The organism is Streptomyces sp. NPDC086787, assembly GCF_044745865.1.
Classification (GTDB): Bacteria; Actinomycetota; Actinomycetes; order Streptomycetales; family Streptomycetaceae; genus Streptomyces.
In genome coordinates this window covers 466,852-491,465 of the sequence record NZ_JBIVBC010000004.1, presented here as the reverse complement: position 1 = coordinate 491,465, position 24,614 = coordinate 466,852, and the positions used below count along the sequence as shown (strand labels likewise).

At 72.1% G+C, this 24,614-nt stretch carries 9 protein-coding genes; 8 read left to right on the top strand and 1 reads right to left on the bottom strand.

All coding sequences use genetic code 11. The annotated features are described in order from the left end of the window. The first annotated feature begins 86 nt into the window (after positions 1-86). The gene (locus tag ACIPK3_RS14100; protein ID WP_402569372.1) at positions 87-1,415 is read left to right on the top strand and encodes an MFS transporter; all 1,329 of its coding nucleotides are present in this window, start codon (positions 87-89) and stop codon (positions 1,413-1,415) included. 121 nt (positions 1,416-1,536) lie between these two features. Here the strand turns inward: ACIPK3_RS14100 and ACIPK3_RS14095 are convergent, their stop codons facing one another. Then, on the bottom strand, positions 1,537-2,526 hold the full coding sequence (locus ACIPK3_RS14095) for an AIR synthase-related protein (RefSeq protein ID WP_402569371.1): 990 nt from the start codon (positions 2,524-2,526) through the stop codon (positions 1,537-1,539). A 263-nt stretch (positions 2,527-2,789) separates the two neighbouring features. Between ACIPK3_RS14095 and ACIPK3_RS14090 the strand changes: the two genes are divergently transcribed. The 7 genes from ACIPK3_RS14090 (at position 2,790) to ACIPK3_RS14060 (ending at position 24,575) form a co-directional block, all read left to right on the top strand. After that, positions 2,790-4,271, top strand: coding sequence for an amidase (locus tag ACIPK3_RS14090; RefSeq protein ID WP_402569369.1), 1,482 nt, complete (start codon positions 2,790-2,792; stop codon positions 4,269-4,271). Positions 4,272-4,281: 10 nt separating this feature from the next. Then, positions 4,282-5,067 (top strand): thioesterase II family protein, encoded by a 786-nt coding sequence (locus tag ACIPK3_RS14085; RefSeq protein ID WP_402569368.1) that lies wholly within the window; start codon positions 4,282-4,284, stop codon positions 5,065-5,067. Positions 5,068-5,181: 114 nt separating this feature from the next. After that, entirely contained in the window at positions 5,182-6,021 is an 840-nt protein-coding gene (locus tag ACIPK3_RS14080) for a hypothetical protein (protein WP_402569366.1), read from the top strand. A 3-nt stretch (positions 6,022-6,024) separates the two neighbouring features. Beyond that, positions 6,025-7,857 carry an amino acid adenylation domain-containing protein gene (locus tag ACIPK3_RS14075; protein WP_402569364.1) on the top strand — a complete coding sequence of 611 codons (1,833 nt, stop codon included), beginning with the start codon at positions 6,025-6,027 and terminating at the stop codon, positions 7,855-7,857. 33 nt (positions 7,858-7,890) lie between these two features. Then, entirely contained in the window at positions 7,891-8,922 is a 1,032-nt protein-coding gene (locus ACIPK3_RS14070; protein ID WP_402569362.1) for a methyltransferase, read from the top strand. Positions 8,923-8,956: 34 nt separating this feature from the next. After that, a complete protein-coding gene (locus ACIPK3_RS14065; protein WP_402569360.1) occupies positions 8,957-9,208 on the top strand; it encodes a phosphopantetheine-binding protein in 252 nt (83 codons plus the stop codon). Between the two features lie 67 nt (positions 9,209-9,275). Further along, positions 9,276-24,575: an SDR family NAD(P)-dependent oxidoreductase gene (locus ACIPK3_RS14060; RefSeq protein WP_402569359.1), complete on the top strand. Its 15,300-nt coding sequence runs from the start codon at positions 9,276-9,278 to the stop codon at positions 24,573-24,575. Positions 24,576-24,614: the final 39 nt, after the last annotated feature.

Sequence of the window (24,614 nt, the reverse complement as noted above, 5' to 3'; positions counted from 1 at the left end):
TCCGGTAGTTGCACGACAGGAAGTCCCTGATCCGTCAGGTGATCCCCGGACTACTGCCACGGTCCGCCGCAGGTCACGCTCGGACCATGGCTGTTGAATCGGAACCCGCCGTCCGCCCGGCGACCGCACCTCCGGTACCCGGCGCGAGCCGCCGACTGCGGGCCGGATACGCCTCCGGGGCCCTGGTCACCGGCGCGTTCAGCACACTGCCCGGCCTGCTGCTGCTGCCGTACCTCACGGACACCCTCGGCGTCGGCGCGGCACTCGCCGGAACCGTCGTCCTCGTGCCCAAGGTGTGGAACGCCCTCCTGGGCCCGCTCGTCGGCCACGCCGGGGACCGCAGGCCGCGCGTCCGCGCCCAACTCCTCTGTGGCGGGGCCGGCGTGGCCGCCGCGTTCACCCTGATGTTCGCCGCGCCCGGGCCCGCCTCCGCCGGTGCGTGGTGGGCCGCCGTCGGCTTCTTCCTGGCCGCCACCGCCTACGCGTTCTTCCAGGTGCCGTACTCCGCGCTGCCCGCCGAACTCGGCGAACGGCCCACCGACCGGGTCGCGCTCGTCGCGGGCCGCGTCGCCGTGATCGCCGTGTCCGCGCTGCTCGTCGGAGGGGCCGGGCCCGCGCTTGTCGACGCCGGGGGCGGGGGAGTGCCCGGACACCGTCTGGTCGGCCTGTTCGGCGCCGTGTGCGTGCTCGCCGGTACGGCGGCCGTACTGACCGGAATCAAGGGCGCGCCGCTCGCCGCCGCCCGCCCGGCGGAACCCGCACTGCGCCGCCAACTCGCCCTGGCCCGGCGCATCTCCGGGTTCCCCGCGCTGCTCGCCGCGATCGTCGTCCAGTCCGTCGCCACCGGCGCGCTGACCGCCGGCGCGCCCTACTTCAGCGAGCACATCCTCGGCGACAAGAACACCACCGGGCTGCTCGTCGCCGCGTTCGTCGCCCCCAACCTGCTCACCGTGCGCCCCTGGACCCGGCTGGGCACCCGTGTCGGCCATCGCGCGGGCTACCGGTGGGCGTGCACGGTCTTCGCCGCGGGCTGCCTGCTCCTCCTCACGGCCCCCGCCCTGCCGCTGCCCCTCGTACTGCTCCTCATGGCCCTCGCCGGAGCCGGGCACGCCGGTCAACTCCTCTTCCTCTACGCAATGTTGCAGGACGTCATCGCCGCCGAGGGCCTGCGCGGGGCGGGCGTCTCCGCCGGCCTCTTCACCACCTGCGAGACCCTGGGCCTCGCCGTCGGCCCGTTCCTGTACGGCCTCATCCTCGCCCTCTTCGGCTACACCTCATCGGGCACCGGCCACGCCCTCACCCAGTCCGGCACCGCGCACCAGGGCATCCTCATCGGCATCGGCCTGACCCCGGCGCTCGCGGCGCTCCTCGCGGCGGCCGTGCTGAACCGGGGCGGCAGGCGGGTCCGGGACTGAAAAGCCCAGGCGGGCGGCAGGCGGGTCCGGGACTGAAGCCCCAGGCGGGCGGTAGGCGGATCCGGGACTGACGCCGCCCATGCGCGGGCGGCCGTGGGACGACCGGGCCCCGCACCCCCGCTCACAGCAGACGGACCTGCGCCCCGTCGTCCTCCGCGTCGGCCCGCAGCGGGGTGCTGCGGCCGTCCGGTGTGCGGATCTCCACCGCTCCGGCCGGGCCGCTCGTGACCGTGCCGACCGCTGTGGCCAGGCGTCCGGCGCGGGTGGAGCGCAGAGCGGCTAGCGCTGTCGCCTCCTCGGCCGGGTCGACCACGAGGCACATGCAGCCCGCGCCGGCCGAGTGCAGCGGGTCCAGACCGAGGACGTCGAACGCCTCACGGGCCCCGTACGGCACCGGCAGCGCGGCCTCGTCGACCAGCAGCGCATGGCCGGAACGCTGCCCGAACTCCCGGAGCACCACGGCGAGTCCGCCCTCTCCCACCATCCCGGCCGCCCGCAGCGCGTCCGGCGGAAGTGCCGCCCGGACCGTCTCCAGCAGCCCGCCGAGCGGAGCCACGTCACTGGGCACGTGATACTCGAAGCCGAGCCCGGCGCGCAGCGACAGCACATGAACGGCGTGGCTGCCCAGCGGCGCGGACACCAGGACGCGGTCACCCGGACGCAGCGCGGCGGCGTCCAGGGGAGGGCGGGCGAACGCGCCGAACGCCGTGGCGGCGACCGCGATCCGGTCCACCTCGCCCGCCCGCACCACCCGCGCGTCGACCGCCGACACCCGTACCCCCGCTTCCCGTACGGCATCCCGCACGGACCCGGCGGCACGGTGCAGCAGCGCGGCCGGCAGCCCCGCCTCCACGACGACGGCGAGCGCCAGCCGGCGCGTCACCGCACCGGCGACCGCGAGCGCGTTGACGGCCGAACACACCGCGAGCCGCCCGATGTCCCCGTTTCCGAAGAACGGCGGATCCACCACACACATCACGGTGCGCAGTGCCAACGGCCCCGACTCCACAACTGGTTCGGGATCGTAGAGATCACCCAGCGCCGAGCTGAGGACCCGGGCCGGCGAGGCCTCGGTGGCACCGTCGCGCAGTGCCACTTGCCCCACGGGCACGGGAACGTCGTCCCGCAGCAAGGAAATCCCCCCTTTCCGGACCCGGGAACGCGGTCGGTCCCGACCACCAGTCTGCGTCAGTCTGCCGGTACCGAGGCGTCACGGTAGCCCGGGAAACCACGGACAACCCGCAGGCAGGGGTGGTGATTCAGGGGTGCCCAGGGGTGCGGCAAGGGGGACTGCGCGACCGGTCGCGCTTCCTAGGCTGCCCAGGGTCGGGGACCCGGAGCACCCGGGGCAGCCAACGGACCTACGGAGCGGCCATGGTGGACGTCAGCACGCGGGTGGAGCGGCAGCGGACCGCCGCCGACCGTCTCGACGAACGGCTCGGAGTGTTCGTACGCCGTTTCGACCCCGTGGGCATGGAGACGGCCGTCGACGGCCCGCTGCACGGCGTGACCCTCGGCGTCAAGGACGTGATCGCCACCCGCGAGGCCGTGCCCACCGCACACAGCAGGGCGTACGACACCGCCTGGCACCGGGGCCGTGACGCCGTCGCCCTGCGACGGCTGCGCGCCGCCGGGGCCGTACCGCTCGGCATGACCACCGCCGCCGAACACGCCCTGGGCCGCCCCGACCCGGCACTGCCGTTCCCGGTGCCCCGCAACCCCTGGGACCCCGACCGCTACCCCGGCGGCTCCAGCAGCGGCAGCGCCGTCGGTCTCGTCCACGGCCTGTTCGACGTCGGCCTCGGCACCGACACCGGCGGCAGCATCCGCATCCCCGCCGCACTGTGCGGCGTCACCGGTGTCAAACCCACCCACGGCCTCGTCCCGACCGCCGGCTGCCACCCCCTCGCACCCAGCCTGGACACTGTCGGCACCCTCGCCCGCACCGTGCGCGACGCGACCCGCGCGCTCGCCGTCGCCGCCGCCTGGGACACCCCCGCACCCGACTGGCGCGGCGACCTCGACGGCATCCGTATCGGCGTCCCCGACCGGGCCCTGGAGGAGTCCGGTCAGCTGTCCGACGACTGCCGCAACGCCTTCGACACCGCCCTCGAACACCTCCGGGACCAGGGAGCGAAGGTCGTCAGCGTCGAACTGCCCGAGCTGTACCCGCTGTTCGCCGCGCAGCTCATCACCCTGCTCGCCGAGGGCTTCGACCGGCACGGCGCCGGACTGCGCGCCCGCTGGGACCAGTACGGCCGTCCCTTCCGACGCACCCTGGTGCTCGGCGGTCTGATCCCCGCCTCCGTCTACGTCCGTGCCCAGCGCGTACGCGCCTGGGGCGCGGCCGGACTGCGCCACCGCCTCGACGGCCTCGACGCCCTCGCCACCCCCACCTGGCCCACCGCCGCCCCCCGCTACGACGACCCCACCGGCCTCGCCACCGTGTCCTGGCTGCCCAGCCTGTGGAGCGCCGTCGGATTCCCCGCCGTGGCCGTGCCCATGGGTTTCGACCCCACCGGCCTGCCACTGTCCCTGCAACTGGCCGGCCCCCCCGGCACCGACCGCGCGCTGCTCACCGTCGCCGACGCCTACCAGCGGCACACCGACTGGCACCTGCGCACCCCCGCCCCGCTGCCGGCGGCACCGCCCGCCCCCGTCGCCCTGCCACAGGGCGCCCCCTGTGAACCGGAGGCCCGCAGGCTGCTCGGCGAGGCACTGCACCGGGCCGGCGTGCCCGTGCCCGAGTCGGAACTCACCGAGTTCGCCGGACAGTGGCAGCTCACCGAAATGCTCTTCGGATTCCTGCCGGAACTCCCGGACTCCGCAAACGAGATGTACGAACACGACAGCTGAGGTGCACACCATGACGACGCAGCAAAGCCCCGCCCCGGCCACCGGGGAAAGCGACTGGATTCGCCGCTACCACCCCGCGGTGGCCGACGCCCCCCGCCTGATCTGCTTTCCGCACGCGGGCGGTTCGGCGAGTTTCTATTTTCCCGTCGCCAAGGAGCTGACCCCCGGCATCGACGTCCTCGTGGTGCAATATCCCGGCCGCCAGGAACGCCGCAGGGAACCCCTCATCGACAACGTTCCCGAACTCGCCGACCGCGTCTTCGAGGAACTGCGCCACCACGCCGACCGGCCGCTGTACCTGTTCGGCCACAGCATGGGCGCCACCGTCGCCTTCGAGATCGCCCGACGCTTCAGCGCGGCCGGACTCCCGTCCCCCGCCCGGCTGTTCGCCTCCGCCCGCCGTGCCCCGTCCCGCACCCGCGCCGAACGCGTCCACACCCGCGACGACGAGGGCGTCATCAGGGAACTGCGCAGGCTCAGCGGCACCGACGACCGGGTCCTCGGCAACGAGGAGATCATGCGGCTCGCCCTGCCGGTGATCCGCAACGACTACAAGGCCGTGGAGACCTACCGCGTCGAACCCGACGTGCGGATCGACTGCCCGGTCACCGTCCTCACCGGCGACTCCGACCCCAACACCAGCCTGGACGAGGCCCGCGCCTGGGCCGGGCACACCACCGCCGACTGCGAGGTACTCACCTTTCCCGGCGGCCATTTCTACCTGGTCGACCGGTCGCGCGAGGTACTCGACACCATCGCGGCCCGCACAATCGCCCCGGCCGCGCTCCGAGGTTAGGGGTGACCCTGCCCGGTCTAGGGGTCCGCACCGCGACCGTCCGCATCTAGCGTGAAGTTCACCGCTGCCACGAATTCCCTTTTCGTGGCCCGAGGACAGGAATAGGGAACAGCCGTGAGTCGAATAGCGTGGAAGACGCTGAGCAGCGGGAGCAGCGAAGGCCTCCTGCTGGCGGTCGACTTCGCCGCGGGAAGCCGCGCACCGGCCCAATTCGCCGACCTCGCCCCGCTCCTCGATCCGTCGCTCACCCTGTGGGCGAGCCGGACCCCGGGCCCCGAGGACCAGGTGCCGCCCACCGGGAACGCCTACCTCGACTGGTGGCTCGGCGAGGTACGCGACTCGGACACCCCGGTCAGGGCGGTCCTCGGCTACTGCGCCGGCGGTGTCTTCGCGGCGGCCCTCGCCGAACGCGTCGCCGACTGGCAGCCCGCCCCCCGACTCATCCTCCTCGACCCCGAACTCCCCTCCACCAGCGGGCTGTACGACGACTTCCACACGGCGGGCGACACCCTCGCCGCCCTGCTCACCCCCGCCGAACTCGACGCGTTCCACGCCCGCGGCGAAGCCCTCAGGGCACAGTACGGAGCCGACCGGCTCCCCGTCGTCGGACGCGAACTGGCCGACACCTTCACCGCGGCCGTGGCCGCCGCCGCCGACCGCCTCGACCTGGACGAGGACATCCGCGACGAACTCTCCGGCGCCTACGTCTCCCTCGTCTCCTACCTCACCGCGGCCACCACCCTCGGCCCGCTGCCCGCCTGGTCCACCGCCCACGCCCTCACCACCACCGCCCCCGACCAGGCCGTCGGCCACGAGCACCGCATCCCGGTCGCCCACGACGACCTGCTGCGCTCCTCCGAGACCGCGCGGGCCCTGGAGCAGCTGCTGGCCGACGACGCTGCCGACGCCGACGCCGCACCCGTGCTGATGCCCGCGACCGGCAAGGCCGGGTGACCGATGCGGACGCCGACCACGATCCAGGCCCGGACCGCGCCCCACGGCCAGGCCCCCGGCCACGCCCACGGCCACTCCGCCCTGCTCCCCGAACTCCTCGCCGAGCAGGCCCGCCGCACCCCCGACGCCCTCGCCCTCACCGACGGCGCCACCCGGCTCACCTACCGCGAACTCGCCGAACGCTCCGCCCGCCTGGCCCACCACCTGATCGGCCTCGGCCTCGGCCCGGAGGACATCGTCGCGGTCGGCATGCGGCGCGGCGCGGAACTCGTCACCGCCTTCCTCGCCGTACTCAAGGCCGGCGCCGCCTATCTGCCGCTCGACCTCCAGAACCCGCCGCAGCGCCTCGCCCTGATGACCGAGGACGCCCGCCCGGCGGCCCTCGTCACCCACACCGGCGGCAGCGCCCCGGCCGGCGCCGCCGTCACCGTCCTCCTCGACGCCCCCGCCACCCGCGCCGCGCTCGACGCCGCCCCTGCCACCGACCCCGGGGACGACGACCGCCGCCGGCCGCTGCACGCCGACCACCCGGCCTACGTCATCTACACCTCGGGTTCCACCGGCCGCCCCAAGGGTGTGGTCGTCACCCACCGCCCGCTTGCCGCCTACCTCGACTACGCGCGCGGCACCTACCCGAGCGCGGCCCGCACCACCCTGCTGCACTCCTCCGTCGCCTTCGACATGACGGTCACCACCCTCTACGCCCCCCTCACCAGCGGCGGCACCATCCGCGTCGGCACCCTGGAGGAACCCGGCCCGAGCCCCGCGCTGCTCAAGGTCACCCCGTCCCACATGGCCCTGCTCGCCACCCTGCCCCCGGAAGCGGCCCCCACCGAACAGCTTGTGGTCGGCGGTGAACTCCTGCTCGCCGAGACCGTCGAAGCCTTCCGCGACCGCCACCCCCGGGTCACCGTCCTCAACGAGTACGGCCCCACCGAGGCCACCGTCGGCTGCTGTGTGCACTCCGTCCACCCCGGTGACCCGCTCCCGCCCGGCGCCGTGGCCATCGGACACCCCACCTGGACCAGCGAACTACGGGTTCTCGATGCACAGTTGCGCCCCACCGACGACGGGGAGCTGTACATCGCCGGCGGTCAGCTCGCCCGAGGCTATCTGCGCCGCCCCGCCGTCACCGCGGAACGCTTCGTCGCCGACCCCTACGGCCCGCCCGGCACCCGCATGTACCGCACCGGGGACCGCGTCCGCCGCGCCCCCGACGGCACCCTCTCCTTCCTCGGCCGCCTCGACGGCCAGGTCAAGATCCGCGGCTACCGCGTCGAACTGGGCGAGATCGAGTCGGCCCTGCTTCGTCACCCGGCGGTCTCCCGCGCCGCCGTCACCGTCCACCGCACCCCGGCCGGAGACACCCACCTCGTCGCCTACGTCGTACCGGACGCCGTGTCGAACGTCGTACCGGACGCCATGTCGGACGTCGTGCCCGACGGCCGCTGCGAGCCCGACCGGCTGAGGGCGCACCTCGCCGACACGCTCCCCGACTACATGGTGCCCAGCGCCCTCATCACGCTCGACACCCTGCCCCTCAACGCCAACGGCAAGCTGGAGACCGATCGCCTCCCGGCCCCCGACTTCGCCGCCGTCACCACCTACCGAGCACCCGAGACCCCGGTACAGGCCCTGCTCTGCGAACTGTTCGCCGAGTTCTCCGGCGCCCCCAAGGCGGGCCTGGACGACGACTTCTTCGCCCTCGGCGGCACCAGTCTGGGCGCCGCCCAGGTCGCCAACAAGGCTCGCAGACAGGGTGTCCGGATCGCCCTCCAGGACGTCGCCGACCACCGCACGGCACGCCGTCTGAGCGAAGCACTGGCCTCGCACTGAACCACACGACAAGCCAAAGGAATTGGAGTAACGATGGAGCTGCTTCAGCTCGCCGGCATGGGCTGGATCTCCCGGTCGCTCGGCGTGGCCGCCCGGCTGGGCATCGCCGACCACCTCGCCGACGGCCCCAAGTCCCCCGAGCAGCTCGCTGAGCTGACCGACGCCCACCCCGACGGCGTGCTCTACCTGCTGCGCGTCCTCGGCATCGTCGGCGTCTTCCATGAGCGCGAGGACGGCACCTTCGAGCAGACCGAGACCTCGCAGCGGATGCGCGACGACCACCCGCAGTCCATGCGCTACTGGTGCGTCCTGGGCGGCGAGATGTACTACGACGTCTGGCGCGACCTGCTCACCACCGTCAAGACCGGAAAGCCCGCCTCACGCTCCGAGTACGGCGGGTCCATCTACGCCTACATGGACAAGGACACCGACGCCGGCGAGGTCTACGACAAGGCCATGGCCGACATCACCCGCCCGGCGGCCGCCGAACTGGCCCGTGACTACGACTTCTCCCGCATCGCCAAGATCGTCGACATCGGCGGCGGCACCGGCCACCTCCTCAAGGGCATCCTCGGCGCCCACCCCGACATCCACGGCACCGTCGCCGACCGCGCCGACGTCGCCAAGCGCGGCGCCCAGCTCCTCGAGGAGTCCGGCGACAAGGACCTGATCCGCCGCCTCTCCTTCACCGAGGCCGACTTCTTCGAAGAGGTCCCGAGCGGCGCCGACGCCTACTTCCTCAAGAACGTCCTGCACAACTGGAGCCCCGACAGCAGCACCCGCATCCTCAAGACGGTCCAGCGGGCCATGGCACGCACCGTCGAGGAGTCCGAGGGACTCGCCGCCGAACCGGTCCTCTTCGTCATCGAGCCGCTGCTCGGCCACGACAACGCCTCCGCGATCCGCTCTCTGTTCCAGATGGTCGTCTGCGAGGAGGGCACCCGCATCCGGTCCGAGGAGGACATGCGTGCGCAGGCCGAGAGCGCCGGCCTCCAGGTGCGGTCCATCCGCAATCTCTCCACCGAGCACAGCGTCGTCGAGTGCGTGCTCGCGACACGCGACTGACCCCCCCACCACTGCAGAGAGGACCGAACACGCCATGTGGGACGACCGGTTCGAAGTCATTGTCCGCCCCTACCTCGGGTTCCTGCCCGAGGACGCCCCCTTCACCCAGGAGCTCGACATGCGTGACGCGGGCCTCGACTCGCTCGGCATCGTCGACCTCCTCATCGAGATCGAGAACAGCTACGAGGTCAAGTTCACCGACGACGCGCTGTCCCTGGAGACGTTCAGCACTCCGGGCGCGCTCTGGCGCACAGTGTCCGGCCTGCGCGCCGCCACCGTGAGCTGACCACACCCGCACCGCACCACACCTCTTCCCCTTCCTCCCGCTCCTCTCCCACAGGTGGACGAACCGCATGTCGAATGAGTCGAACGAACAGAAGCTCCTCGACTACCTCAAGAGGGCCACGACCGAACTGCGCGACACCCGCAGGAGGTTGCGCGAGGAGGAGGAGAAGCAGTACGAGCCGATCGCCATCGTGGGCATGGCATGCCGCTACCCCGGCGGGGTGACCTCGCCCGAGGACCTGTGGTCCCTGCTCTCCGCGGGCGGCGACGCCATCACCCCCTTCCCCGCCGACCGGGGCTGGGACACGGCCGGTCTCTACGACCCCGACCCGGACGCCCCCGGCAAGACCTACTCCGTCGAGGGCGGCTTCCTGGAGGGTGCGGCGGACTTCGACGCGGACTTCTTCGGGATCAGCCCGCGTGAGGCGCTGGCGACGGATCCGCAGCAGCGGGTGCTGCTCGAGACGTCGTGGGAGGCGTTCGAGCGGGCGGGCATCGACCCGGCGTCGCTGCGGGGCAGCGCCACCGGCGTCTTCGCCGGCGTCATGTACCACGACTACGGCGCCCACCTCCAGGACGTCCCCCAGGACATCTCCGCCTTCCTCGGCAACGGCAGCGCCGCCAGCGTGGTGTCCGGTCGGGTGTCGTATGCGTTGGGTCTTGAGGGTCCGGCGGTGACGGTGGACACGGCGTGCTCGTCGTCGTTGGTGGCGGTGCATCTGGCGGCGCAGGCGTTGCGGGGTGGTGAGTGTTCGCTGGCGCTTGCGGGTGGTGTGACGGTGATGTCGACGCCGGACACGTTCGTGGACTTCAGTCGTCAGCGGGGTCTTGCGGCGGACGGTCGGTGCAAGCCGTTCGCGGAGGGTGCGGATGGTACGGGGTGGGGCGAGGGTGTGGGTGTCCTGGTCCTGGAGCGGTTGTCGGACGCGCGCAGGAACGGGCACCGGGTGCTGGCGGTGGTGCGTGGTTCGGCCGTCAACCAGGACGGTGCGAGCAGCCAGCTCACGGCACCGAACGGGCCCTCGCAGCAGCGCGTCATCAAGCAGGCGTTGTCGTCGGCGCGACTGACTCCGGCCGATGTCGATGTGGTGGAGGCGCACGGTACCGGTACCCGTCTGGGCGACCCGATCGAGGCGCAGGCGTTGCTGGCCACGTATGGGCAGGACCGGCAGGAGCCGTTGTGGCTGGGGTCGGTGAAGTCGAACCTGGGGCATACGCAGGCGGCCGCCGGTGTCGCCGGGATCATCAAGATGGTTCTGGCGATGCGTAATGAGCAGTTGCCGAAGACTTTGCATGTGGATGCGCCGTCGTCGCATGTGGACTGGTCTGCGGGTGCGGTGGAACTGCTCACCGAGGCCCGGTCGTGGGCGGTTGGGGAGCGTGTGCGGCGGGCGGGTGTCTCGTCGTTCGGTATCAGCGGGACGAACGCGCATGTGATCGTCGAGGAGGCCCCGGCCGGCGAACCGGCCGAGGCGGTGGAGGTCGCCGGGCTGCCGGTGGTGCCGTGGGTGGTGTCCGGCAAGACCGTGGAGGCGGTGCGTGGGCAGGCGGCACGGCTGCTCGGGCTTGCCGCGTCCCGCCCCGAACTCGACCTCGCCGATGTGGGTCACTCCCTGGTCACTGGGCGGTCGTCGTTCGCGTACCGGGCGGGTGTGGTGTCCGGGGACCGGGACGGATTGCTGGCGGGTCTGGAGGCGATCGCGGGCGGGAGTGTCGCTCCGGCGGTGGCCGGGGGCCCGCTGGCGTTCCTGTTCACGGGGCAGGGCAGCCAGCGGGCGGGGATGGGCCGGGAGCTGTACGAGGCGTTCCCCGTTTTCGCCGCCGCGCTGGACGACATATGCGCGGTGCTTGACCGGCACCTCGAACGGCCTCTGAAGGAGGTCATGTTCGGTGGGGTGGGGCTGGATGACACCAAGTTCACGCAGCCCGCGTTGTTCGCGCTGGAAGTCGCCCTGTTCAGGCTGCTCGAAGCCTGGGGTGTGCGCCCGGACGCACTGGCCGGGCACTCCATCGGTGAGCTGGCTGCCGCGCATGTGGCGGGGCTGTGGTCCCTGGAGGACGCGGCCACCCTGGTTGCCGCGCGTGGCCGGCTGATGCAGGCGCTTCCGGCGGGTGGTGCGATGGCCGCCGTGCAGGCGACGGAGGACGAGGTCCTGCCGGTGCTGCCGGAGGGTACGGGCATCGCCGCCGTGAACGGGCCGGTGTCGGTGGTGGTTTCCGGCCCGGAGGCGGGTGTGGAGGAGGTCGTACGGCACTTCGCCGAGGCCGGTCGCAAGACGAAGCGGCTCACCGTCAGTCACGCCTTCCACTCCCCGCTGATGGAGCCGATGCTCGCCGAGTTCGAGCAGATCGCCGCCCGACTCACCTACCGGGAGCTGAAGTTCCCGTTCGTCTCGACCCTGACCGGCAACGCGGTCTCGTACGACGACCTCTCCGACCCGACCTACTGGGTCAGGCACGTCCGTGAGGCGGTCCGGTTCGCCGACGCCGTGGCCACGCTGGACGGGCGCGGTGTGCGTACGTTCCTGGAGCTCGGCCCCGACGCGGTGCTCACCGCGATGGCCGCCGACACGGGCACCGAGGCCACGCCGGTCGCGGGACTGCGCCGAGACCGCAACGAGCCCCGGGCCCTGGTCGAGGCGCTCACCCGACTCCCGGCCGTCGACTGGGCCGCCTACTTCGGGCCCGGCCGCACCCCCGTCGACCTGCCCACCTACGCCTTCCAGCACGAGTCGTACTGGCTCGACGGCTACACGGGTGCGTCGCGCGGGGATGTCGCAGGCGCTGGTCAGACGGATGCCGAGCACCCGTTGTTGAGCGCGGCCGTGGAACTGCCGGATTCCGACGGAGTGTTGTTCACCGGTCGGCTGTCGCTCGCCGCGCAGCCCTGGCTGGCCGAACACGCGGTGAACGGTTCCGTGCTCGTGCCCGGTGCCGCGTTGGTGGAGATGGCCGTGCGGGCCGGGGACCAGGTCGGCGCCGGCACCGTACGTGAGCTGACCCTGTACGCACCGCTGGTCATCGCGGACGGTGGTGCGGTCGCGCTTCGGGTGCGGGTCGGTGAGGGTGACGAGCCCGCTCTCACCGTCCACTCCCGCTCCGAGGGCGAGGACGGATCCTGGACGCTGCATGCCGAGGGTGTTCTCTCGGCCGAGGCGGTCGAGCCCGCCGCCGATCTGACTGTCTGGCCGCCGGCCGGTGCGGAGCCGGTCGATGTCACGGGTCTGTACGGTGACCTGGCCGCCGTCGGTCTGGAGTACGGTCCGCTCTTCCAGGGTGTCTCGGCGGCCTGGCGCTCCGCCGACGGCACCGTGTACGCCGAGGTCGCCCTGCCCGAGGGCACGGACACCGATGGCTTCGGCATCCACCCCGCCCTGCTCGACGCCTCCCTCCACGCCATCACGCTGGCTCACCATGCCGACTCTTCCGCCCAGTTGCCGTTCTCCTGGTCCGACGTGACGTTGCATGCCACGGGTGCCTCAACGGTTCGGGTGCGTGTCACGGGTGACGGATCGGGCCACCGCCTTGATCTCACCGATCCCATGGGGACTCCGGTGGCCTCCGTGGGTGCGCTGGCTCTGCGCCCGCTGGCGGTGGATGCGAGTACGTCGGCGGTGCGTGACCTGTACCGGATCGACTGGACCCCGGTCTCCGCACCGGCGACGGAGTCCACGGCCGCGTACACGGTCCTGCGGGCGGCGACGGCCGCCGAGCTGCTCCCGCGGCTCCAGACCCACCTCAACGGCGACGGACTGCTGCTCGTCCACACCCGGCAGGCAGACACCGACCCCGACCAGTCCGCCATCCGCGGCCTCGTTCGAGCCGCCCAGGCCGAACACCCCGACCGGATCGTCCTCCTCGACACCTCCGGCCAGTCCTCCGACGGCATCCCCGCCCACATCCCGGCCAACGAACCCGAACTCAGCCATGACGAAGCGGAGTTCCGAGCCCCCCGCCTCACCCGGGAGGCAGTGTCCGCAGACGGCACTTCATGGTCCACCGCGGGCACTGTGCTGATCACCGGCGGCACCGGGGGACTTGGCGCGCTCACCGCACGCCACCTCGTCACCACCCACGGCGTACACAGCCTCCTGCTCACCAGCCGACGCGGCACCGACGCCCCCGGCGCCACCCAACTCACCACCGACCTCAGCGAACTGGGCGCCCACGTCGAAGTCGTCGCCTGCGACGTGACCGACCGGACAGCCGTCGCCCGGCTGCTCGACACGCATCCGGACGTCACCGCGATCGTCCACACCGCGGGCGTCCTCGACGACTCCACCGTCGAGACGCTCACTGCGGAGCGTCTGCGCTCGGTGTGGGCGCCCAAGGCGCTGGCCGCTCAGCATCTGCACGAGCTGACCGCCGACCGCGACCTGGACGCGTTCGTGCTCTACTCCTCCAGCGCGGCCACTTTCGACGGCACCGGGCAGGCCAACTACGCCGCTGCCAACGCCTACCTGGACGCCCTGGCCGCTCGGCGGCGGGCCGACGGACTGCCGGGCGTATCGCTCGCCTGGGGCCTGTGGGCACCCGAGGTCGGCGGCATGGGCGCCGAGCTCACCACGGCCGACCTCGACCGCATGGCACGCGTCGGAGTCCTGCCCATCGACGAGGAGCGGGGCCTCGCGCTTCTTGATGCGGCACTGTCCGGTGCGTACGGCCAGAACGCGCACCTGCTTCCCGTCGTCATGGACCCGCGAGCCATGGAGCAGCGGGCCAAGCGTGGCGAACTGCCCCACGTGCTGCGTGCGCTGGTCCGTCCCGCCGTCGCCCGCAGGGCCGCCGCGTCCGGCGCACGCGGCTCCGCCGGAGACCTGGCCGCCGGACTCGAACGCCTGCCGTCCGCCGAACGCACCCGCGTCCTGCTCGACCTCGTGCGCCGCCATGTCGCCTCCGTCCTGGGATTCGGCAGCGCGGGTGACGTCGTGCCGGACAAGCCCTTCAAGGAGTTCGGCTTCGATTCCCTCACGGCGGTCGAGTTCCGCAACGGGCTCGGTGCGGAGGCCGGGATCCGGCTGCCCGCGACACTCGTCTTCGACCACCCGACACCGACCGCGGTCGCCGGCTTCCTCGAGGCCGAACTCATCGGCGTGGAGGCGGCGTCGCAGGTCCCAGTGTCGGTCCCGACGGCGGTCACCAACGATCCGGTCGTGATCGTGGGCATGGCGTGCCGCTATCCGGGCGGGGTCGCCTCGCCGGAGGATCTGTGGTCGTTGCTCTCGGCGGGCGGTGACGCGGTGTCCGCGTTCCCGACCGACCGCGGCCCGCTCTGGCAGGAAGCCTACGACCCGGACCCGGAGGCCGTCGGGAAGACGTACACCCGGCACGGCGGATTCCTTTCCCAGGCGGCCGAGTTCGACCCGGGGTTCTTCGGGATCAGTCCGCGTGAGGCGCTCGCCATGGATCCGCAGCACCGGTTGCTGCTGGAGACGTCGTGGGAGGCGTTCGAGCGGGCGGGCATCGACCCGGCCACCGTGCGGGGCAGCGCCACCGGTGTGTTCACCGGCGTCATGTACCACGACTACGCCACCGTCCTGGAACGCTCCGCCCACCACGACACCGAGGGCTTCATGGGTGTCGGCGGCAGCATCGCCTCGGGTCGGGTGTCGTATGCGTTGGGTCTTGAGGGTCCGGCGGTGACGGTGGACACGGCGTGTTCGTCGTCGTTGGTGGCGGTGCATCTGGCGGCGCAGGCGTTGCGGGGTGGTGAGTGTTCGCTGGCGCTTGCGGGTGGTGTGACGGTGATGTCGACGCCGGACACGTTCGTGGACTTCAGTCGTCAGCGGGGTCTTGCGGCGGACGGTCGGTGCAAGCCGTTCGCGGAGGGTGCGGATGGTACGGGGTGGGGCGAGGGTGTGGGTGTCCTGGTCCTGGAGCGGTTGTCGGACGCGCGCAGGAACGGGCACCGGGTGCTGGCGGTGGTGCGCGGCTCGGCCGTCAACCAGGACGGCGCGAGCAACGGCCTCACGGCGCCCAACGGTCCCGCCCAGCAGCGGGTGATCCGGCAGGCTCTGGCCGCCGCCGGCCTGACCTCGCAGCAGGTGGATGTGGTGGAGGCGCACGGTACCGGTACCCGTCTGGGCGACCCGATCGAGGCGCAGGCACTGCTCGCCACCTACGGCCAGGACCGGCAGGAGCCGTTGTGGCTGGGGTCGGTGAAGTCGAACCTGGGTCATACGCAGGCGGCGGCGGGCGTGGCCGGGATCATCAAGATGGTCTTGGCGATGCGGCACGAGGAATTGCCACGCACTCTGCATGTGGATGCGCCGTCGTCGCATGTGGACTGGTCTGCGGGTGCGGTGGAACTGCTCACCGAGGCCCGGTCGTGGGCGGTTGGGGAGCGTGTGCGGCGGGCGGGTGTCTCGTCGTTCGGTATCAGCGGGACGAACGCGCATGTGATCGTCGAGGAGGCCCCGGCCCGGGAGCCGGCGGCGGCGGAGGCCGCCCGGCTCCCGGTGGTGCCCCTGGTCGTATCCGGCAAGACCGCCGAGGCCACCCGCGAGCAGGCCGCAAGGCTCCTCCAACTCGTCCGCCGGGAAGGCCGGATGGACCTGGCGGACGTCGGCTTCACTCTGGCCACGCAGCGGTCGTCGTTCGCTCACCGAGCCGGTGTCGTGGCCGAGGATCCGGCTGACCTGCTGGCGGGTCTGGAGGCGATCGCGGGCGGGAGTGTCGCTCCGGCAGTGGCCGGGGGCCCGCTGGCGTTCCTGTTCACGGGGCAGGGCAGCCAGCGCGCGGGGATGGGCCGGGAGCTGTACGAGGCGTTCCCTGTTTTCGCCGCCGCGCTGGACGACATATGCGCGGTGCTTGACCGGCACCTCGAACGGCCTCTGAAGGAAGTCATGTTCGGTGGGGTGGGGCTGGATGACACCGGGTTCACGCAGCCCGCGTTGTTCGCGCTGGAAGTCGCCTTGTTCAGGCTGCTCGAAGCCTGGGGTGTGCGGCCGGATGCGCTGGCCGGGCACTCCATCGGTGAGCTGGCTGCCGCGCATGTGGCGGGGCTGTGGTCGTTGGAGGATGCGGCGGCTCTGGTTGCCGCGCGTGGCCGGCTGATGCAGGCGCTTCCGGCGGGTGGTGCGATGGCCGCTGTGCAGGCGACGGAGGACGAGGTGCTGCCGGTGCTGCCGGAGGGTACGGGCATCGCCGCCGTGAACGGCCGGGTGTCGGTGGTGGTTTCCGGCCCGGAGGCGGGTGTGGAGGAGGTCGTACGGCACTTCGCCGAGGCCGGTCGCAAGACGAAGCGACTCACCGTCAGTCACGCGTTCCACTCCCCGCTGATGGAGCCGATGCTCGCCGAGTTCGAGCAGATCGCCACACAGCTCACCTACAACGAGACGAACATCCCGATCGTCTCCACGCTCACCGGCGAAGCGGTCTCCTACGAAGACATCTCCACCCCCTCCTACTGGGTCCGCCATGTCCGTGAGGCGGTCCGGTTCGCCGACGCCGTCGCCACGCTCGACGAGCAGGGCATCGGCACGTTCCTGGAGCTCGGCCCCGACGCGGTGCTCACCGCGATGGCCGCCGGCACGGGCACCGAGGCCACGCCGGTCGCGGGACTGCGCCGAGACCGCAACGAGCCCCGGGCCCTGGTCGAGGCGCTCACCCGACTCCCGGCCGTCGACTGGGCCGCCTACTTCGGGCCCGGCCGCACACCCGTCGACCTGCCCACCTACGCCTTCCAGCACGAGTCGTACTGGCCCGTGCCCTCGACGCTCGACGCGGGTGACGTCCATGCAGCCGGTATCGCTGCCGCAGGGCACCCGTTGCTCGGTGCGGCGGTGGAACTTCCGGATTCGGACGGGGTGTTGTTCACGGGCCGGCTGTCGCTGTCGACGCACCCCTGGCTGGCCGAGCACGCGGTGAACGGGACGGTCGTCGTCCCGGGTGCCGCACTGGTGGAGATGGTCGTACGTGCCGGGGACCAGGTGGGTGCCGGGACGGTCCGCGATCTGACCCTGCACGCGCCTCTCGTCCTGACCGAGACCGGTGCGGTCGCGCTTCGGGTGCGGGTCGGTGAGGGTGACGAGCCCGGTGTCACCGTCCATTCCCGCTCCGATGGCGAGGACGGGTCCTGGACGCTGCATGCCGAGGGTGTTCTCTCGGCCGAGGCGGTCGAGCCCGCCGCCGATCTGACTGTCTGGCCGCCGGCCGGTGCGGAGCCGGTCGATGTCACGGGTCTGTACGGTGACCTGGCCGCCGTCGGTCTGGAGTACGGTCCGCTCTTCCAGGGTGTCTCGGCGGCCTGGCGCTCCGCCGACGGCACCGTGTACGCCGAGGTCGCCCTGCCCGAGGGCACGGACACCGATGGCTTCGGCATCCACCCCGCCCTGCTCGACGCCTCCCTCCACGCCATCGGCGTGCAGGACACCACGGACGAGTCCCGAGCGGAGCTTCCCTTCTCCTGGTCGGACGTCACACTGCACGCCTCCGAGGCCTCTGCCCTGCGGGTGTGCACCACCAAGGAAGGCCCGGGTCACAGGCTGGAACTGGCCGATCCCATGGGTACGCCGGTGGCGTCCGTAGGTGCGCTGGCTCTGCGCCCGCTGGCGGTGGATGCGAGTACGTCGGCGGTGCGTGACCTGTACCGGATCGACTGGACCCCGGTCACCGCACCGGCGACCGAGTCCACGGCCGCGTACACGGTCCTGCGGGCGGCGACGGCCGCCGAGCTGCTCCCGCAGCTCCAGACCCACCTCGACGGCGACGCCGACGCACTGCTGCTCGTCCACACCCGGCAGGCAGACACCGACCCCGACCAGTCCGCCATCCTCGGCCTGATCCGGGCCGCCCAGGCCGAACACCCCGACCGGATCGTCCTCCTCAACACCTCCACCGACACCTCCACCGACGCCTCCACCGACGCCTCCGACGGCATCCCCGCCCACATCCCGGCCAACGAACCCGAACTCAGCTACGACGACGCGGAGTTCCGGGCACCCCGCCTGACCCGGGAGACGTCCACCCCCAGTGCCACCACCCCCTGGCCCACCACCGGTACCACCCTCATCACCGGCGGCACCGGAGGACTCGGCGCGCTCACCGCACGCCACCTCGTCACCACCCACGGCGTACACAGCCTCCTGCTCACCAGCCGACGCGGCACCGACGCCCCCGGCGCCACCCAACTCACCACCGAACTCAGCGAACTGGGCGCCCACGTCGAGATCGTCGCCTGCGACGTCTCCGACCGTGCCGCGCTGGCCGAGCTCCTGGCCGGGCACCCCGACATCACCGCCGTCATCCACACCGCCGGCGTGCTCGACGACACGACCGTGGAGCACCTCTCCGCGGAGCGTCTGGCCCGGGTATGGGCGCCGAAGGCCGATGCCGCCCGCCATCTGCACGAGCTGACGGCCGACCGCGACCTCGAAGTGTTCGTCCTGTTCTCCTCCGCGGCGGGCAGCTTCGACGGCATCGGACAGGCCAACTACGCCGCTGCCAATGCCTACCTGGACGCCCTGGCCGCTCGGCGGCGGGCCGACGGACTGCCGGGCGTATCGCTCGCCTGGGGCCTGTGGGCACCCGAGGTCGGCGGCATGGGCGCCGGGCTCACCGAGACCGACCTCGACCGTATGGCGAGGGCAGGGGTCGGTGCGATCGGCGCGGCCGAAGGTGCGGAGCTCTTCGACGCGGCGCTGGCTGCGGGGAACAGCAGGGCCCACATCGTTCCCATCAAGCTCAACGTCGACGCCTGGGATCCGGAGACCGCGCCGACGCTGCTCCGCGACCTCGTACGACCGCGCGCACGTCGCGCCGTACGGGCGTCCGTGGCAGCGGGCGCGAGCCGTCCGGGTGGGAACTCCCTCCAGGACCGTCTGGCGGCCCTGCCCGACACCGCGGCCCGCCGTGACCTGCTGCTCGACCTGACCCGGGGACGTGTGGCGGGCGTGCTGGGCTTCGCCGGAGCGCACGCCGTCGCGGCCGACGCGGTCTTCATGGAGCTGGGCTTCGACTCGCTCACCGGAGTCGAGTTCCGCAACGCTCTGGCCGCCGAGACCGGTCTGCGGCTCCCGGCCACACTCGTCTTCGACCACCCGAGTCCCGGCGCGGTCGCCGACTACCTGCTGACGGCACTGATCGGCTCCGAGACGGACACCACGACGGGACAGGGCACGGCGGCTGCCACGACCGTCGGCACGGACGAGCCGATCGCGATCGTCGGCATGGCCTGCCGCTACCCCGGCGGCATCAACTCTCCTGATGAGCTGTGGAAGTTGCTGGAATCGGGCGGCGACGCCATCGGCCCCCTGCCCATGGACCGTGGCTGGGACGTCGCCGGCCTCTACGACCCGGATCCGGAAGCGGTCGGCAAGACGTACTCACGCCACGGCGGATTCCTTTCCCAGGCGGCCGAGTTCGACCCGGGGTTCTTCGGGATCAGCCCACGTGAGGCCCTCGCCATGGATCCGCAGCACCGGTTGCTGCTGGAGACGTCGTGGGAGGCGTTCGAGCAGGCGGGCATCGACCCGGCCACCGTGCGCGGCAGCGCCACCGGTGTGTTCGCCGGCGTCATGTACAACGACTACGGAATCCGCCTCAGCGGCTACCCGGCCGACCTGGAGGGCTACCTCGGCACGGGCAGCTCGGGGAGCGTCGCCTCCGGCCGTGTCGCCTATGTCCTCGGCCTGGAAGGCCCGGCGGTCACCGTGGACACCGCCTGCTCCTCCTCCCTCGTCACCGTTCACATGGCCGCTCAGGCGTTGCGTGGCGGTGAGTGCACGCTGGCCCTTGCGGGCGGTGTGACCGTGATGGCCACCCCCGAGACGTTCGTCGGCTTCAGTCGTCAGCGGGGTTTGGCGTCCGACGGTCGGTGCAAGCCGTTCGCGGAGGCTGCGGACGGTACCGGCTGGGGCGAGGGCGTCGGCATGCTCGTCCTGGAGAAGCTGTCCGATGCGCGCCGCAATGGTCACCGGGTGCTGGCGGTCGTGCGGGGTTCGGCAATCAACCAGGACGGTGCCAGCAACGGGCTGACCGCCCCCAACGGTCCGTCCCAGCAGCGGGTGATCCGGCAGGCTCTCGCCGCCGCGCGCCTGACTCCGCAGCAGGTCGACGTGGTGGAGGCGCACGGCACCGGAACCCGTCTGGGCGACCCGATCGAGGCGCAGGCACTCCTCGCCACCTACGGCCAGGACCGCCAGGAGCCGTTGTGGCTGGGGTCGGTCAAGTCGAACCTGGGTCACACACAGGCGGCTGCCGGTGTGGCCGGGATCATCAAGATGGTCTTGGCGATGCGGCACGAGGAACTGCCGCGCACCCTGCACGTGGACACGCCCTCCTCCCACGTCGACTGGACCGAGGGAGCGGTCGAACTGCTCACCGAGGCCCGGCCATGGGCGGCGGGGGAGCGGGTCCGGCGCGCCGGCGTCTCCTCCTTCGGTATCAGCGGCACCAACGCCCACGTCATCATCGAGGAAGCCCCCGCCGAGACTCCCGACGAACCGGACTCCGCGGCCCGTAGGCTCCCCGTGCTGCCGTGGATCGTCTCCGGCAAGACCGCCGAGGCCGTACGCGACCAAGCCGCTCGGCTCCTCGACCTCACCGGTTCCCACCCCGAGCTCGACTCCACGAACATCGCCCATTCACTGACCGCCCGACGCGCATCGTTCGCTCACCGCGCGGCCGCTGTGGCGGGAGACCGGGCAGGGCTGCTCGCCGGTCTGGAAGCCATTGCCGACGGCCGCGTGCGGCCTTCGGGTACGGCAGGTCCGACGGCGTTCCTGTTCACGGGGCAGGGGAGTCAGCGGGCGGGGATGGGCCGGGAGCTGTACGAGGCGTTCCCTGTTTTCGCTGCCGCGCTGGACGCCGTGTGTGCGGTGCTTGACCGGCACCTCGAACGGCCTCTGAGGGAGGTCATGTTCGGTGGGGTGGGGCTGGATGACACCGGGTTCACGCAGCCTGCTCTGTTCGCGCTGGAAGTCGCCCTGTTCAGGCTGCTCGAAGCCTGGGGTGTGCGGCCGGACGCACTGGCCGGGCACTCCATCGGTGAGCTGGCTGCCGCGCATGTGGCGGGGCTGTGGTCCCTGGAGGACGCGGCGGCTCTGGTTGCCGCGCGTGGCCGGCTGATGCAGGCGCTTCCGGCGGGTGGTGCGATGGCCGCCGTGCAGGCGACGGAGGACGAGGTCCTGCCGGTCCTGCCGGACGGTACGGGCATCGCCGCCGTGAACGGCCCCTCCGCCGTGGTCGTCTCCGGCCCCGAACCCGGCGTCGACGAGGTCGTACGGCACTTCGCCGAGGCCGGTCGCAAGACGAAGCGGCTCACCGTCAGTCACGCGTTCCACTCCCCGCTGATGGAGCCGATGCTCGCCGAGTTCGAGCAGATGGCCACACAGCTCACCTACAGCGAGACGAACATCCCGATCGTCTCCACCCTCACCGGCAAGGCGGTCTCCTACGAAGACATCTCCACCCCCTCCTACTGGGTCAGGCACGTCCGTGAGGCGGTCCGTTTCGCCGACGCCGTCGCCACGCTCGACGAGCAGGGCATCGGCACGTTCCTGGAGCTCGGCCCCGACGCCGTGCTGACCGCGATGGCCGCCGACCCCCGCGCGATTCCCACCCTGCGCCGCGACCGCACCGAACCCCAGGCCCTGACCGAGGCACTCACCCGCCTCGACGCCACCGACTGGAGTGCCTACTTCGCAGGCACCGGCAGCCTGGCGGTCGACCTGCCGACCTACGCCTTCCAACACGGCACGTACTGGCTGGCGGACAAGGGGACGGGAACGGCCACGGGATTCGGGCAGTCCGACGTCCAGCACCCGTTGCTCGGTGCTGCGGTGGAACTTCCGGATTCGGACGGGGTGTTGTTCACGGGCCGGCTGTCGCTGTCGACGCACCCCTGGCTGGCCGAGCACGCGGTGAACGGGACGGTCGTCGTCCCGGGTGCCGCACTGGTGGAGATGGTCGTACGTGCCGGGGACCAGGTGGGTGCCGGGACGGTCCGCGATCTGACCCTGCACGCGCCTCTCGTCCTGACCGAGACCGGTGCGGTCGCGCTTCGGGTGCGGGTCGGTGAGGGTGACGAGCCCGGTGTCACCGTCCATTCCCGCTCCGAGGGCGAGGACGGGTCCTGGACGCTGCATGCCGAGGGTGTTCTCTCGGGCGAGCCCGTCGAGCCCGCCGCCGACCTCACAGCCTGGCCCCCGGCCGACGCGGAACCGGTCGACATCACGGGTCTGTACGGGGCCCTGGCCGCGATGGGCCTCGAATACGGCCCCCTCTTCCAGGGCGTCTCGGCCGCCTGGCGCTTCGCCGACGAAGCCGACGAAACCGTGTACGCCGAGGTTGCCCTGCCCGAAGGCGCCGACACCCAGGGCTTCGGCATCCACCCCGCCCTCCTCGATGCCTCACTCCACGCCCTCAGCCTGCTCGACGGCGACGACGAGACGGCACAACTGCCCTTCTCGTGGACGGATTTCGCGCTCCACGCCACCGGGGCCTCGGCGCTGCGGCTGTGCATCGGCCGCACGGGGTCGAGCTACCGGCTTGATCTCGCCGACCTCACGGGCGCGCCCGTCGCCACGGTCACCGGCCTGGCCCTGCGCCCGCTGGCGGTGGATGCGAGTACGTCGGCGGTGCGTGACCTGTACCGGATCGACTGGACCCCGGTCACCGCACCGGCGACCGAGTCCACGGCCGCGTACACGGTCCTGCGGGCGGCGACGGCCGCCGAGCTGCTCCCGCAGCTCCAGACCCACCTCGACGGCGACGCCGACGCACTGCTGCTCGTCCACACCCGGCAGGCAGACACCGACCCCGACCAGTCCGCCATCCGCGGCCTGATCCGGGCCGCCCAGGCCGAACACCCCGACCGGATCGTCCTCCTCAACACCTCCACCGACACCTCCACCGACGCCTCCACCGACGCCTCCGACGGCATCCCCGCCCACATCCCGGCCAACGAACCCGAACTCAGCTACGACGACGCGGAGTTCCGGGCACCCCGCCTGACCCGGGAGACGTCCACCCCCAGTGCCACCACCCCCTGGCCCACCACCGGTACCACCCTCATCACCGGCGGCACCGGAGGACTCGGCGCGCTCACCGCACGCCACCTCGTCACCACCCACGGCGTACACAGCCTCCTGCTCACCAGCCGACGCGGCACCGACGCCCCCGGCGCCACCCAACTCACCACCGAACTCAGCGAACTGGGCGCCCACGTCGAAGTCGTCGCCTGCGACGTGACCGACCGTGCCGCGCTGGCCGAGCTCCTGGCCGGGCACCCCGACATCACCGCCGTCATCCACACCGCCGGCGTGGTGCGGGACGGGACGATCGGATCGCTCACCGCGGAGGCGCTGGACGAGATGCGGGCGCCGAAGGCGGATGCCGCCCGCCATCTGCACGAGCTGACTGCGGACCGCGAGCTCGAAGCGTTCGTGCTCTACTCCTCCGCCGCCGGTGTGCTGGGCGGCGCGGGGCAGGGCGCGTACGCGGCGGCGAACGCCGCACTGGACGCCCTCGCCGCCGAACGTCGCGCGCAGGGGCTGCCCGGCACGTCCCTGGCGTGGGGCCTGTGGGCGCCGGAGGCCGGTGGGATGGGGGCCGGGATCGGCCAGGGCGACATCGAGCGCATGGCGCGCTCCGGCGTACGGCCGCTCACCGTGCCCGAGGGGCTCGCGCTGCTCGACGCGGCTGTTGCCACGGACCATGCCCTGCTCGTTCCCACCGGGCTCGACCTTCCGGCGCTCGCCCATACCGCCGGGGCACAAGTGCCAGGGCTCTTCAAGCAGTTGGTACGCCCGGTTGCCGTTCGCAGGTCCGCCACGGGTGGCGCCACCGCCACCGGTGGGACCGGCGGGCAGGAACTCGCGCGGCGGCTCGCGGGGCTCACCGGCCCGGAGCGGCAGCGCCTGGTCCTCGAGTTGGTCAACCGCCATGTGGCCGCGGTGCTCGGCGCGGGCGCCGGTGGCGGGGCCGGTACCCCGGAGATCACTCCCGACAAGCCCTTCAAGGAACTCGGATTCGACTCGCTCACCGCGGTCGAACTGCGCAACGGCCTGGGTGCCGAAGCCGGCGTCCGCCTTCCGGCGACGCTCGTCTTCGACTACCCGACCCCGGCCGAACTCGCCGGATTCCTGGTCCGGCAACTGGTCCCCGAGGGCACCGACGTCGAGGCCGGGGACGCGGCATACGAGGAGAGCGTGCGGGCCGGTCTGCGGGAGATCCCGCTGGCCCGGCTCAGGGACGCGGGTCTCCTGGACGCGCTGCTCGAACTCGCGGGCCACCGGCCCGCCACCCCGGGCTCGTCCCTGTCGGCGGACGACACGACCGGCGACGCCGGCACGACGGGCGACGACATCGACGACATGGACGCCGAGAGCCTCATCTCGATGGCACTCGAAGGATCGGACTTCTGATGACGCGGCTGACGACGCGCGACGCGAATTGGGTGAGGT